At 36.6% G+C, this 14,955-nt stretch carries 13 protein-coding genes; 12 read left to right on the forward strand and 1 reads right to left on the reverse strand.

Annotated features, from left to right (window positions below; all coding sequences use genetic code 11):
* Positions 1–222 precede the first annotated feature (222 nt).
* The 7 genes from ACS604_RS17980 to hisC all read left to right on the forward strand — a co-directional run bounded on the left by ACS604_RS17980 (position 223) and on the right by hisC (position 7,062).
* Entirely contained in the window at positions 223–1,671 is a 1,449-nt protein-coding gene (locus tag ACS604_RS17980) for an RNA polymerase factor sigma-54 (RefSeq protein ID WP_004794488.1), read from the forward strand.
* 165 nt (positions 1,672–1,836) lie between these two features.
* Positions 1,837–2,178 carry a ribosome hibernation-promoting factor, HPF/YfiA family gene (gene hpf / locus ACS604_RS17985; protein WP_111856410.1) on the forward strand — a complete coding sequence of 114 codons (342 nt, stop codon included), beginning with the start codon at positions 1,837–1,839 and terminating at the stop codon, positions 2,176–2,178.
* A gap of 135 nt (positions 2,179–2,313) precedes the next feature.
* Positions 2,314–2,565, forward strand: a complete 252-nt coding sequence (ibaG, locus tag ACS604_RS17990) for a BolA family iron metabolism protein IbaG (protein WP_004794487.1) — start codon at positions 2,314–2,316, stop codon at positions 2,563–2,565.
* 6 nt (positions 2,566–2,571) lie between these two features.
* Positions 2,572–3,828: a UDP-N-acetylglucosamine 1-carboxyvinyltransferase gene (gene murA / locus ACS604_RS17995; RefSeq protein ID WP_013198909.1), complete on the forward strand. Its 1,257-nt coding sequence runs from the start codon at positions 2,572–2,574 to the stop codon at positions 3,826–3,828.
* A complete protein-coding gene (hisG, locus tag ACS604_RS18000) occupies positions 3,828–4,511 on the forward strand; it encodes an ATP phosphoribosyltransferase (RefSeq protein ID WP_003655841.1) in 684 nt (227 codons plus the stop codon). The genes murA and hisG overlap by 1 nt, the downstream gene beginning before the upstream one ends.
* Positions 4,512–4,617: 106 nt before the next feature.
* Positions 4,618–5,907 carry a histidinol dehydrogenase gene (gene hisD / locus ACS604_RS18005; RefSeq protein WP_005302839.1) on the forward strand — a complete coding sequence of 430 codons (1,290 nt, stop codon included), beginning with the start codon at positions 4,618–4,620 and terminating at the stop codon, positions 5,905–5,907.
* 69 nt (positions 5,908–5,976) lie between these two features.
* The gene (hisC, locus tag ACS604_RS18010; protein ID WP_474772470.1) at positions 5,977–7,062 is read left to right on the forward strand and encodes a histidinol-phosphate transaminase; all 1,086 of its coding nucleotides are present in this window, start codon (positions 5,977–5,979) and stop codon (positions 7,060–7,062) included.
* Between the two features lie 3 nt (positions 7,063–7,065).
* Here the strand turns inward: hisC and ACS604_RS18015 are convergent, their stop codons facing one another.
* A complete protein-coding gene (locus ACS604_RS18015) occupies positions 7,066–8,424 on the reverse strand; it encodes a chorismate-binding protein (RefSeq protein WP_474772471.1) in 1,359 nt (452 codons plus the stop codon).
* A gap of 356 nt (positions 8,425–8,780) precedes the next feature.
* Between ACS604_RS18015 and filA the strand changes: the two genes are divergently transcribed.
* The 5 genes from filA (at position 8,781) to filE (ending at position 14,951) form a co-directional block, all read left to right on the forward strand.
* Positions 8,781–9,638, forward strand: a complete 858-nt coding sequence (gene filA, locus ACS604_RS18020; RefSeq protein WP_353157935.1) for a putative pilus system protein FilA — start codon at positions 8,781–8,783, stop codon at positions 9,636–9,638.
* Between the two features lie 305 nt (positions 9,639–9,943).
* The gene (gene filB, locus ACS604_RS18025; RefSeq protein ID WP_312825209.1) at positions 9,944–10,777 is read left to right on the forward strand and encodes a putative pilus system C39 family peptidase FilB; all 834 of its coding nucleotides are present in this window, start codon (positions 9,944–9,946) and stop codon (positions 10,775–10,777) included.
* Between the two features lie 44 nt (positions 10,778–10,821).
* Positions 10,822–11,991, forward strand: coding sequence for a putative pilus system protein FilC (filC, locus tag ACS604_RS18030; RefSeq protein WP_474772474.1), 1,170 nt, complete (start codon positions 10,822–10,824; stop codon positions 11,989–11,991).
* 12 nt (positions 11,992–12,003) lie between these two features.
* On the forward strand, positions 12,004–13,668 hold the full coding sequence (filD, locus tag ACS604_RS18035; RefSeq protein ID WP_005302851.1) for a putative pilus system OmpP1/FadL family transporter FilD: 1,665 nt from the start codon (positions 12,004–12,006) through the stop codon (positions 13,666–13,668).
* Entirely contained in the window at positions 13,662–14,951 is a 1,290-nt protein-coding gene (gene filE, locus ACS604_RS18040) for a putative pilus assembly protein FilE (protein ID WP_474772475.1), read from the forward strand. The genes filD and filE overlap by 7 nt, the downstream gene beginning before the upstream one ends.
* Positions 14,952–14,955 lie beyond the last annotated feature (4 nt).

Below are 14,955 nucleotides of genomic sequence, written 5' to 3' on the forward strand. Positions count from 1 at the left end.
ATTAAGAGTCCTTTTTTTATAGAGAAAGGAAATTTCGAACCTATTCTAAGTTAAAAATGCGCTTCTAAACCGACCTCTTAATTAGCTAGGTATCAAAACTTTTCATTAAAAAAATCCACTTTTTCTTCTAGAAATTTCATACCAATATATATGATAAATAGAAACTATATGTTATAAATATTAAGTAGGCATGATTTTTGCTTGTTTAATGGAATCTAAAATATGAAATTATCTGTTGGGTTGAAAGTTGCGAATTCTTTATCGTTAACACCTCAATTACAGCAGGCGATTCGTTTGTTACAGCTTTCTAGCTTAGAGCTTGAACAAGAAATTCAAATTCAACTAGATAGTAATCCTTTACTTGAAAAAATAGAAGAAGAATCATTAACAGATAGCCTATCTGCGTTAGAAAGTAAAGATTCAGATGATTTAACAACTGAATTAAATGCCAACCATTTGCCTGATGATTTACCAGTCGATACAGATTGGGATGATATTTATACTCATCAATCAACAGCATTGGCTACTCCAGAATTTGAAGAGCGAGAGGATAATCGTCAAGTTCAATTATCTCTAAAGGAACATATTTTAGAACAAGTTAATCTTTTGCACTTTTCTAAAATAGATCAATTAATTGCTTACTGTATTGTTGATGCATTAGATGATAAAGGTTTCTTAGATGCTGAAATAGAAGAAATAATTTTAGCTGCCCAACAATTATTAAATGAGATGGATATCGAGGAAGATATTGAAGAAGATGAGGTTCTAGTTGTCTTAAAGCATATTCAACGACTTGACCCACTAGGGATTGGTTCACGTAATTTAGCGGAATGTTTGAAAATACAGCTCGAATTCCTACCGAAAGATGTTGAATATTTAAACGAAGCAAAGAGCTTATTGCAATATTATGAGCTTTTGATAGCAAATGATCTAAATAAATTACTCAAACAAACGGGTTTAACAAAAGATCAATTAAAGTTTGCAATCAATCTTTTAAAAACATTGAAACCCTATCCAGGTATGGATTTTGATAAACAAGAGTCAGATTATCAAATCCCAGATGTGGTTGTTTCCAAAAAAGATTTACATTGGCAGGTCCAACTAAACCCAGATGTATTACCTAAATTAAGAATTAATTCTTTTTACTCCAGTATGATTCGTAGAGCAGATCAGAGTGAAGATAATCTATATTTGCGTAACCAAATGCTTGAGGCGAAAAACTTTATCAAAAGCATTGATGAAAGACATAAAACACTATTAAAGGTAGCATCTTGTATTGTGGAGCATCAGAAAGCTTTTTTGGAGATCGGTGCAGAAGCAATGAAACCATTGGTTCTTCGAGATGTTGCTGAAGAAGTAGAGTTGCATGAATCTACAGTTTCTCGTGTAACAACAAATAAGTATATGCTTACCCCACGTGGCCTTTTTGAGTTGAAATATTTTTTCTCTAGCCATGTAGGTACAACTGCTGGTGGAGAGGCTTCTTCCACTGCAATTCGTGCAATGATTAAAAAACTCGTAGCAAGTGAAAATCCGCGTAAACCTTTGTCAGATAATGTAATTGCTACATTATTGAAAGATGAGGGCATTGAAGTAGCAAGAAGGACGGTCGCAAAATATCGTGAATCGTTACATATTCCTTCATCGTCTGAAAGAAAAGTCTTGATCTGAATTTTGAAGTATGGCTATTCTAGAGGTTCATTATGACGAAATAATGAAATTTTAATTTCACCAAGAGGAGCCGCTAAAATGGTTTAATTGTCCTAATTTTTTTTGATAGCATTAAATCGTTTTAGTTCTTCTTTAGATAACCTAAAAAAGGTGAGGGATAGAATTATGCAAATAACGATTCGTGGACATCATTTAGCAATTACACCCGCTATAGAAGAAAATATTAAATCAAAGTTTAATCAATTGACGAAACACCTAGATCAGGTGAATAGTATGCAGATTAAATTAACCAAAGATCATCAAATTGATAAGCGCTCTCATAAGGGCAGTTCAAATCATGTTGCAGAGGCTATTGTAAGATTGCCGGGGATTGAGTTGTTTGCTCAGGCAACCGCTGATGATATGTATACTTCAATTAAAAAATTGACAGAAAAATTAAAAAGACAATTATTAAGATATCGAAAAATGCAATGTACTTATTCGCAAGTTACTGTTTCTGTTCAATAAGTTTTGTTAATTTAAGAGAGGCTTGAAAGATAGCCTCTTTTTTATTGATAAAATATAAACACGTACTGAATTCTGGGAAAAAGTTATAGTAAAATACTCCGTTTTACCCCTTAGGTTGTGTCAGAGGTCTTTGCAATGAATAGTGAACAGCTCACTCAAATTTTAAAAGAAGCTTTCCCGGTAGCGGAAGTAGCGGTGAGCGGACAGGCCGGAAAATTTGACCTCCGTATTGTGGATGATCAATTTGAAGGTAAGCGTACAGTGGCTCGTCAACAATTAGTTTATGCACCATTAAATACTTATATTGCAAGTGGGGAAGTTCACGCGGTAACAATTCGTGCAATGACCAAAGATGAATGGCGTAAAGCAAGCCTTTTCGGAGCTTAAATATTAATGGATAAATTTTTAATTACGGGTGGTGTTAAGCTCGAGGGCGAAGTGCGCATTTCTGGTGCTAAAAATGCTGCTTTGCCATTACTTGCTGCAACTATTCTTGCAGATTCTCCAATTACAATAACCAATGTTCCAAATCTTAAAGATGTTAATACTTTGGTAAAGCTAATTGGTGGATTAGGGGTAACAATTGGCTATGAAAATGACACAGTAAAAGCAGATACCTCTACTTTAGATAATCAGTTTGCACCTTATGAGCTGGTAAAAACAATGCGGGCCTCAATTTTGGTTTTAGGACCATTATTAGCGCGTTATGGTAATGCTAAAGTTTCTTTACCTGGTGGTTGTGCGATTGGTTCAAGACCTGTGGACCAACATTTAAAAGCTTTAGAAGCTTTGGGTGCGCATATTGAAGTTGAAAATGGTTATGTCCATGCTTCAGTTGATGGTCGCTTAAAAGGTGGCGAAGTTGTTTTTGATATGGTGACTGTTGGGGGTACCGAAAACATCTTGATGGCAGCAGCATTAGCAGATGGCGTTACGACTATTCGTAATGCAGCACGTGAACCAGAAATCACTGATCTTGCTCAAATGTTAATTAAAATGGGCGCTAAGATCGAAGGTCTTGATACAGATACTCTTGTTGTAACAGGCGTAGAAAGTTTGCATGGCTGTGAATATGCTGTTGTTGCTGATCGTATTGAAACAGGTTCATATTTAGCAGCTGCTGCAATTACGGGTGGTCGTGTCAAAACTACACATACTGACCCTGCATTACTTGAGTCTGTTTTGGATAAGTTTGAAGAAATGGGTGCGGAAGTCACTCGTGGTGATGACTGGATTGAACTTGATATGATGGGTAAACGCCCTAAAGCTGTAAGTTTTAGAACTTTGCCACATCCAGAATTTCCAACTGATATGCAAGCACAGCTCATGGCAGTAAATGTGATTGGTCGTGGTTTCGCGACAATCTCTGAAACGATCTTTGAAAATCGTTTTATGCATGTTCCTGAATTGTCACGAATGGGCGCTAATATTCAGGTAGAAGGTCACGATGCTGTCGTAACCGGAGTTGAAACCTTACAGGCAGCACCTGTTATGGCAACAGATTTACGTGCTTCATTCTCTTTGGTTCTAGCTGCTTTAGTTGCAGAGGGAGATACGTTAATTGATCGTATCTACCATATTGACCGTGGTTATGAACATGTCGAAGAGAAGCTTCAAGGTTTAGGTGCCAAAATTAAGCGAGTAAGTTAATGAATGATGTAAGAAACGATGATCCTAATTTTGATGTGATGGGTAATTTTGATCATGGTTTGACCTTGGCATTGAGTAAAGGGCGTATTTTAAAAGAGACATTACCTTTATTGGCTACGGCGGGTATTAATTTACTCGAAGATCCGGAAAAGTCTCGTAAACTAATTTTCCCTACTACGCATAAGCAAGTACGTATTTTAATTTTACGTGCGTCTGATGTACCAACCTATGTAGAAAATGGTGCAGCAGATATAGGTGTAGCGGGTAAAGATGTGTTGATGGAGCATGGTGCTCAGCATGTATATGAGTTGCTTGACCTGCAGATTGCTAAATGTAAGTTAATGACTGCTGGTAAAGTAGGGATGGAGCATCCAAAGGGTCGTTTAAAAATTGCCACGAAATATGTCAATCTTACACGTCAATACTATGCAAGCTTAGGTGAGCAGGTTGATGTTATTAAGCTCTATGGTTCTATGGAGTTAGCACCTTTGGTTGGTTTAGGTGATTACATTGTGGATGTGGTCGATACTGGTAATACTTTAAGAGCAAATGGTCTTGAGCCATTAGAAGAGATTTGCAAAGTGTCTTCTCGATTAATTGTAAATAAAGCCAGTTTTAAACGTAAACAAACTTTGTTAAATCCAATCATTTCACAGCTTGAGCAAGCTGTTCAATCGCGTTAAAAGCAATTTCCCATCATGCTTTTGCGATAGTTAAGCTAGATGATGCCCACAAGCGCATAGAAAAAGGGTAAACTTACTTTTTCTTTTTCGCCTTGTGGGTAAATTGATGCGACGTTTATCGACTCAAGATCAAAACTTCAAACAGGTTTTTGCTGAGCTATTGGCATTTGAAACTGTGAATGATCTTAATTTAGTGCAAACAGTAGATCAAATTATTGCTGATGTTCGTCAGCATGGTGATGATCATGTTTTAAAACTTACTCAACAGTTCGATCGACATCCTGCGCATCAATTTTCAGATTTAGAATTATCTCAAGAACAACTTAAAACTGCTTTTGATAATTTAAGCCCAGAAATTCGTGATGCTTTAGAGTTGGCAGCAAAGCGTATTCGTACATTTCATGAAGCTCAGAAACAAGATAGCTGGACTTATATAGATGATTTGGGTAATACATTAGGGCAAAAAGTTACGCCTTTAGACCGTGTTGGTATTTATGTGCCAGGTGGTTTAGCTTCTTATCCATCTTCAGTTCTAATGAATGCTGTACCTGCTCATGTTGCAGGTGTACCTGAAATTATCATGGTTGTTCCAGCACCGAATGGTGAATTAAATCCCTTGGTTCTTGCCGCAGCTTATCTTGCGGGAGTTAGCCGAGTATTTACCATTGGTGGGGCGCAGGCTGTAGCAGCTTTGGCTTATGGTACTCAGACAATTCCACCTGTAGATAAAATTACTGGTCCGGGGAATCGTTTTGTAGCAGCTGCTAAACGTGCTGTATTTGGCCAAGTCGGTATTGATATGATTGCTGGACCTTCTGAAATTTTAGTATATGCAGAAGGTGAGAATAATGCAGATTGGTTGGCTATGGATGTTTTATCACAAGCTGAACATGACACTGTGGCTCAAGCTATTTTTATAACTCCAGATGAAGCTTTGCTTAATGCAGTCGAGTTGGCAATTGAAAAGCATTTAAATGAATTGCCAAAGGCAGATATCGCTCGAACTTCAATTGAAAACCGTGGTGCTTTGGTATTAGTTAAAGACCGTGCAGAAGCAATTGAGTTAATTAATCAGGTTGCACCAGAGCATTTGGAACTGTGCCTAGATGACGCTGAAGCAATGAGTGAAGAGATTCGACATGCTGGAGCAATTTTCATGGGACGTTATACACCTGAAGCAATCGGTGACTATTGTGCGGGTCCAAACCATGTATTGCCGACATCTGGAACTGCTCGTTTTTCTTCTCCGTTAGGCGTTTATGATTTCCAAAAACGTTCGAGCTTGATTATGTGTTCGAAAGATGGAGTTAAAACGTTAGCTAAAACAGCCGATATATTAGCTGTCCAAGAAAACTTAGATGCCCATGCACGCTCAGCTCGCTATCGTTATCAATAAGCTTATCAACCTTGTCGTTTTTTAATTATTACTCAGGGCTGATTTTCAGCCCTTTTTTGAGATAAGACCATGACTTTATCTACAGCACAAATGCGCTTTTGGAGTCCAGAAGTTCGTGAATTAGAGCCTTATGTTCCGGGTGAGCAGCCTAAAATTCAGAATTTATTGAAACTCAATACGAATGAAAATCCATATCCACCATCACCCAAAGTAGTCGAAGCAGTTCAAGCTGTTTTAACTCAGCAAGCTGATGCATTGCGTTTATATCCAGATCCAGATGCAACAGCTTTAAAACAAGCAATTGCTAAACAACAGAATATTGAGGTATCTCAAGTTTTCGTTGGTAATGGCTCAGATGAAGTACTTGCTCATATTTTTAAAGCATTTTTCCTTCAAGATGAACCGATTCTTTATCCAGATATTACTTATAGTTTTTATCCAGTTTATAGTCAGTTCTTTGGAACAAAAACTAAAGAAATTCCACTCAATGAGAATTTCGAGATAGAAGCTAAGGACTATATGCAACCAAATGGTGGGATTGTTATTACAAACCCTAATGCACCAACCAGTATTGCAATGGGGTTGCCAGATATCGAGCAAATCTTAAAAGCAAATCCAGATCGAGTGGTGGTGATCGATGAGGCTTACGTTGATTTTGGTGCAGAATCTGCAGTTGGTCTTGTAAGTCGCTATGAGAATTTGGTTGTCTGTCAAACAACCTCAAAATCTCGTTCATTAGCTGGTTTACGCGTTGGTTTTGCAATCGCGCAGCCACATTTAATTGCAGCGCTTGAAGCTGTCAAAAATAGTTTTAACTCCTATCCTATTGACCGTTTTGCAATTGCAGCCGCGGTAGCTTCTTTTGAAGATCAGGCTTATTTTGAAGAACACTGTCAGAAAGTTATTTCTAGTCGTGAAAAGCTAGTAGATGACTTAACTGCTTTGGGCTTTAAAGTTTTACCTTCTAAAGCGAACTTTATTTTTGCTTCACACTCAGTCCATGATGCAGGCAAACTTGCACAACAATTACGTGAACAAGGTATTATTGTGCGTTATTTCAATAAGCCTCGTATTAATCAGTTTTTGCGTATCACAGTGGGTACTGATGAGCAGAATATGCGTTTAGTGCAAACGTTAAAACAAGATATTCTTTAAATTTTAGTCTGCTGTGCTGTTCATCAAGTTCAGCATAGCAGAAATTTTATCAAGGCTTTCTTGATATTCTGCTTCTGCATTTGAGGCAATGGTAATACCACCACCAGCCCACAAAGAGAGCTGATTTTGATATTGTTGAAAACTACGGATAAGAATATTCCAGCGACCCGTTCCATCAAAATTGAAATAACCTAATGTCCCGCAATAAGCACCTCTTGCTTCTTCTTCTAATTCTTCAATAATTTGCATCGCCCGAATTTTTGGGGCTCCTGTAATCGATCCCCCCGGTAAAGCAGAGAGCAACATTTGCATTGGATTAATATCATCTTTAAGCGTGGCAACAATCTCACTGACCATATGATGAACTTGATTAAAACTTTCAATCTCGAATAATTGCGTTGTTTTTACGGACCCTGTATTGGCATAAATGCTCAAATCATTACGTAATAAATCAACAATCATGACATTCTCGGCCTGATCTTTTTGCGAGTTTTTTAAAGTTTGTTTTGAAATAAAATCTTTTTCGATATCTTCATATCGAGGCATGGTTCCCTTAATAGGTCGTGTCTTAATTTGTTTATTTTGATTGAATTCTATGAAGAGTTCAGGAGAACAACTTAATAATTCAAATTGATCTAATTTTAAATAACCTGCATATGGGGCATTAGTAAGGCTCCATAAATCTTCAGCTTTATTTAATAAAGATCCTTTGAAATTAGCTTTAAATTCTTGGGTTAAATTAATTTGATAACAATCCCCAGCTTTAATGTATTCTTGTATTTTGTTAAAAGCCTCGAAATATTGTTCTTTAGACCATCTTGGCTGAATAGAAGTTTTTAATTCAAATATATTTTTAGATTTATTTGAATTGGGAATCTCTAACTTCTTTTTAATATATTTAAATAGGTCTAATGCATTTTCTTCATCACTAAAAAAATACCACTCATTATCTATATATTTTAAAAAAGAACGATATTGACCTAAGAATAAAGACGGTTGTATATGGGCTTGAGCATTAATAAATTGATGGGCAGCAAAATCATAACTAATAAAACCGACATAGCCGCCATTAAAACTTATTATTGATTTAGTATTATTGATTTCTTTTAATTTATTTTCTTTTAGTTGAATAAAATCTAATAATTGGTTCGATTTTAATATATTTTTATATTCATTAAAGTTCTGACGTTGAAATACTATATTATTTTTATTCTGAATAAGAATGTATTGTTGAGGGAGAAAGCCAATAACAGGATTATTATTGTCATTTAAATAAATGAGTCCAGTTAATCCTTGTAAATTTTTTAAAATCTCGGCAGTACTTTTACCATGTAATGAGATTTTTTTCTTTAACTGAGACATTTTTAAATAACAGAATAGTTAATGAGGGAAATATTAGTTTACTACAACTTGCGGATCATCAGGGAGAAGACTTAGAAGAGAGATACTTTTTGTTGATAAAATAGTCGAATTTTAGAGTGGGATTGGTAGGGGGCGTTAGAGTTAAAAGCGAAATAAATTGAGTGTACCGTTTGTCGGGTAGTTGGCAAAAAATGCACAACACTAGTTGAACAAAAAGTAACGTAGATGTAATTTAGTAATTGCTAAGCAAAACTACTCAAGGATTGGAAGTTTCGGTTGCTATATAAAGAAAAATGCAATTTGAGACAATGAGAGTGGTTAAAGTCAAAAAATAAATGCTCTTGGGAGAGTGCTCAATGAAAATGTTCACTAAACTTGCTTTAGTTTCTTCTTTAGCTATCAGTGCAAATGCAATGGCAATGCAGTCAATGGACGATGCTGCACTAAGCGCTGCTACAGGTCAAGATGGTATTAATATCGGTATTGCTCTAGGTGCTTCTGGTATTAATATCGATAAGTTATATGTACACGATAATGATGGTCTTTCTACAACTGCAACTCCAGCAATTGCTGGTGCATCTGATACTGCCGGTGCAATTGCAATTAGTGGAGTGAGCGTTACACAAGTTGATACAACAAAGAATTTGTTAGATCTTAAAATTGATACCAATGGTGCTTCAGGTCAAAATGGTGCTTTCTTAAACGTTGCAGCGACAGTAGGCGCTGTTAATGTGCATGTTGGTTCAATTGGTGTTGGTACTTCAGGTACTCTAAATACAACGACTGCTGTACGTGGTATTACCGAAACGGCTCCAACTGAAATTATCTCTGGTCTAGATTTATCTTTAGGTCAAATTTCAGCCAATGTTCAGTTAGGTGCGACACCGCAAGGTGCAATGATTAAAGTAAATTCAAGCTTACAAGGTGGTTTAACACTATCTAACTTTGGGATTAACGATGCTGCTGGCGGTGGTAAAATTGTCCTAGACAAAGTAATGGTGCGTGGTGCGGGTAATACAACTGGTGATTTAGATGTAAATGCAAATATCTCGGTTGTGCCAACAGGCTTGAAAATTCAAAATAATAGTACTCAAGGCATGAACGTTTATGCGCAAGGTGTTCACCTTGGTGCTGCTGGTAATGCATCAATTGGTGATTTAGAAATTCAAGGTTTAAATGTAGGTACTTCTACAATTACAATTTCTGGTCACTAATTTAAAAATTTGAAAATAAAAAGCGCGTTTAATACGCGCTTTTTTAATTGAAGTTTTAATTAAATTTCTCTTAAGAATTAATAAAATTACGATATATATATTAAATAGATTAAAACCGCAGCTAGTTAAGAATGAGAGCTAATTAACAATTTAATTAGAGTAGAACTATACGTTCATCAAAAAGATTAAAAAAAAGCTGTTTTTTACAAAAAAAAAAGGTATCTTCGAGACACAGGGATGTAGAGCTATTGCTCTAAGAATAAAATGAATAAGGCCAGTTAGGCCACCATTTAGACCAAGTGCTTATGTTAGAGATTGTTTTAGGCTCAGCATTGATGTATTACTTTGCGACAGAAGCCTTCGAAATAGAAAAAAAACCACCGGGAACTGTTTATTATACAGAGACGGCCGATTCACGTAATTTATCGTTTCACCGAAATCACATTGAACCCGTTACGATTAAACCTGCGATAGAAGATCAATTTCGCGGTATTGTTCGACAAGCATATGACTATAGCTGTGGTTCGGCTGCACTTACTACTTTGTTAAATGGGTATGTTGGTACCAGTTTGACTGAACAGCAAACAATGAGTGGGTTACTTCAGTATGGTGAATATCAACGTATTATTGAACGCCGCAGCTTTTCACTACTTGATATGAAACGTTTTGTAACTGCTATTGGTTTAGATAGTGGTGGTTACCGGGGAGAGTTTCCTGATTTAGTTAAATTAGCTCAGCCTGCAATTGTTCCCATTTCATATGCTGGGTTTAAACATTTTGTCGTATATAAAGCTTATAAAGATGGAAGAGTCTATGTTGCTGATCCTGCTTTAGGAAATATCAGTTTTGATGAAAATCGATTTAAAGAAATTTGGGATAATAATACTTTATTTGTTATTTCTGTTCCTGAATCGCAGCGTAAAGACTTATTAGCATTAAAAGATGCGGATATGCGCCATGTGGAAGATGCAACTGTTAACCGTTATGCCTTTGTTGATGTGCAATATCCGACATTTAATTATGACCGTTTAGCAAATAAAGCCTCAACAATGCGACGGGTTTTGGATAATGACAGTCATTCTTCAAATCATAATCAGCCGATAGAAACTTTTATGCGTCTTTATTACAAACGTAAGTAATGAATTTTTGATTTAGTAAAATAAATAAATTGGGTGGAAGGAATATGAATAATCGATGGATGAAGATGAGTGTATTGGCCTTAAGTATGAGTGCCATTACAGGAACAATCTATGCAAAGGATCAAGTTGCACAAACGGAAGTTCAAAATACTGCCGTTGTTTCTGAAATGAATACGGCATCAGAAGTAACGCCAGCAACAGATTCAGTTCAAGATGGAAGTGTAACTCCGTCTACAGACGTAGTAACTAGTGATCCTGTAACAGCAAATACTGGAGCTAATCAAGCTGCCACAGCTTTACAGAAAAAAGAAGGTGATGCGAGTCAAGAAACAAATTTACAAGAAGTATTTACCTCGAATGAAAGACAATATTCGTTAATTAAAAGAGGTGAGATTTCTACATATTATGATCTTGATTATACCTATTACCGCGACAGTATTTTGGATTTAGCACTAGGAGATGATAACTCTAGTATTAGTCGATTAAGTATCAGGGAAGATGCTCAACATACATTGACCAATAGTTTCACAGCTCAATATGGTGTTTTAGATAATTTAACACTTTCAGCAACAGTACCTCTAGTTGCTAAATCTGATATCAATAGCGATTCTACCACTGCAGGATTGGGTGATATTTCTTTAGGCGCTCGTTGGGAGCCTTTCCCTCTTAAACAAGGGCGTTTACCTTTAGTCCTATTTGGTAGTTTATCTAGTAAAACTGGTGATAGTCCTTACGAAGTTGGTCAAAATGAGCTTTCAACTGGTAAAGGGTATTACTCTGCAGGTATAGGCGCTAGTACTCGTAAATATATCGATCCAGTTGTTTTATTTGCCTCTGCCTCTGCCAATTATGGTTTTAAAGAGTCTGGTTTAAATCAGGTACGTGGTAACCGTATTCTAGAATCTTTCGACCCTGGAATTAGTGGCGGTTTCTCTTTCGGTTTTGCTTATTCATTTAACTATGATGTGTCATTAACCATGTCATATCAACAAAGCTTTAACCTAAATTCTGAGTTCCAATTTGCAAATGGAGAATCTTATAAATCTCCAGACCAAAGTAGTGCAATGATGGCTTTTGCCTTAGGTGTACGTGTTTCACCTGATACGATTGTTAATGGTACAGTTGGCTTTGGTTTAACCGAGGATGCACCAGATGTCTCACTTGGTTTATCGTTCCCGTTAGATATTCTAGGTTTTAATAAAAAACAAAAATAAGGAGATATGCAGGTGAAATATCCTAAATTATGTCCTCTAACGGCGGCAATTGTGATCTCTGGTATTTCTAGCTTTGCCAATGCTCAATTAGGACAAAACCTAGCTGTTGATATTCGTTCACTATCGATGGGGAATGCTGTAACGGCAGATCCGCCAGGCATTAGCGCAGTTCATTTTAACCCCGCCGCATTAGCTAAGATTGATGGACTGCAAACTGATGTACAAGGTATTCTAGCTAATTTTGATATCCAGCGAGAATTTTCAGCACCGCCTGGGTATAACGTTTTTGGTTATTCAGATGATCCTCTTGTTTGTAATGATGGTCCAGAAGTTACTGCGAATATTTGTACAGATTTTAAAGACTCAGTTCATGGAGATGTCGAATACGCCAGCTTATATGTGCCTATTCTTAAAAAAATGGTTGATTTAGGAGCTGGTTATCCACTCGTTGCTCCTACAGCAGGAATCGCCTATAAGCCTCCAGGTTCGAAAGTCACATATGCAACAGCAGTATATGCACCATTGGTAGCAGGTTTTGGCGCAGAAAATGGTAATGCTGGTAACTATATGGGACAACAAGTTGCTGTAGAGCGTATTACTTATTTGTCTCCATCTTTTGGTTTCCAAGTTAATGACCATTTATCAATTGGTGCTTCAATTGGTATGTCATATAACGCCCTGGCATTAAAAACAGATCTTCGTTTTCCGAATGAGATGATTGGTGTCTTACGTATGGTTGATGAAGTGGTCTGTGCGCCATTTAAGAATAATAATGACATGATTACTGATCTATTATTATTCGGAATGTGTAATGCTCAGGAAGGTATGAATCCCTTTAATAAAATGGGGGCCTTACAAGTTTCCATGGAGCAGTCTTTAAGCCCAAGTTATAACTTGGGGTTGCTGTGGGAGCCGACAGATGATTTTGGCTTCGGTATGGTCTATCAAAGTTCAGCCAAGATGCGTATGAAAGGCAAATACATGATTGATAATGCCAAAGCACCTCAAGAATTGGTACGCGGGCTGAACTCATCGGCGACTGGACAAATTCTAGCTCGAATTCTTGGTTTACCTGGATATGTACCTGATATTGAATCGGGTTTAGTCGCGATGGATTTAGAATATCCCGCACATTTTCAGGCTGGTATTAAATATAAAATTTTGCCAGATTTACAAGTAAACTTTGATGTTGGATGGACTGATTATTCAGCATGGGATAAATTTAAATTTGAGTTTGATCGTCAGATTTCACTACTTAAAGTTGCAAAACTATTATCTAATGATGTGACTGATAATTCTTTAGCATTGCCATTAAAGTTTACCTCACCATGGAGTTGGGGAATCGGCTTGGAGTATTCGGCAACGGATCGTTTGAAGTTAAGAGCAGGTTATGAGCCTCGAGCTAGTGCTATTCCTGATGACAAACGTAATACCATGGTTCCAATTAACAATGCGCAATTGTTTGGTTTAGGATTAGGGTATCGTTTTGATACAGATACTGATTTAGACCTTTCAGTTGGTTTCTTACGTAGTCGAGATAATATTCCAGCATGTACGAGTACTTTATCGAATAAATGTGGTGTCGATAATATTTTATTAAACCCTTATGCTGGTTTAGATGTAAAAACAAATACGAAAATTACAGTGCTTGGTTTGAGTTACAGAACAAAATGGTAAAACAGTATAAATGGATGTTTCGACCTAATTTTGCTATTTCAATTTTGTGTATTGTGATAGCAAATGTTTCTACATCTTATGCAGACGGTTTTTATACGATTATTGGTCCTGATGGTCGTCCTATGATTGTGCCGAGTAAAAGAGTTGATCAGAAAAAAACGTCTATCCCTCAGATAGAAATAAAACCTCAAAATCCACCAAATAAAACGGTAATTCTTCCTACTCAAAAAAATTATAAAGAAAAAGAGCAAATTAAAGATTTGCCAAAAAAATTAGAACAACAAGCAGAAAAGAAATTAAATACTGCACCAACTGCACCAACTGCACCAACTGCACCAACTGCACCAACTGCACCAACTGCACCAACTGCACCAACTGCACCAACTGCACCAACTGCACCAACTGCACCAACTGCACAGCAAAAAGCCCAGAATACTCAGTCCGCTTCAACAAATGATCGTGAATTAAAAACACCTATTGAAAATGTAAAACTTCAAACGCCCTCTAACAATGAATGGCAAAAAGATTTGCTTTTAATTCCACCACCGACAAAAAGCACTTCGCAAGCTTCCCCAGCACCAACTTCTACACAAGATAAGTCTAAATTTACTACCATTGATGGTGTGGAATATGTAAATAATGAATATCTTGAAGATCAGGAATTTAATCTTGAAGGGAAAAAACGTTTTTATCTCGTGCCAGATGGCTTAGGAAGAACAGAATCAGTAGAGCGGAAGAAAGGTGTCAGCCGATCAACTTTAGATCAGCTTTTTAATCGCCATACTCAAGATAAAGAGTCTACAGTTGTATTAGCGCCCACATATATGCGGTTATCTTCAAAAGAATTAGTAGCCACTTTTGAACAAGATCAATGTTTTATCAAGGGTTATAACAAATCAATTAAGACGCTTAGTATAAATAAAGAAGTAAATGTATGGCCAAGAAAACCGTTAAAAGAAAAGTTTGAGTATGAGTTGATAAAGCTTGATCCCTCAGTCCAACATTTAAAACTTATGTCGTTCGCTGCTAGTAATGAGAAACCTTTATATTATTGGCCTTTAGCTGTTTTTTTAGATGATAAGGGCTGTATTTTAGAAGGGGTAAGTGGTTTTAAGAGTAAATCTTATCCTTCTACTATGTTACAACATGCATCAATTCAAGGTGTTTTAAAAGTACCATCATCAGCACATTACATGATGTTAACGCCCTTATCCTCTGCTATAGATGTTGCAGAAACTGAGTTATCGAATCAGGGACAAATTCAAATTTCCGTATTACGTTGAAAAT

Source organism: Acinetobacter sp. Li1LvA2 (assembly GCF_056156705.1).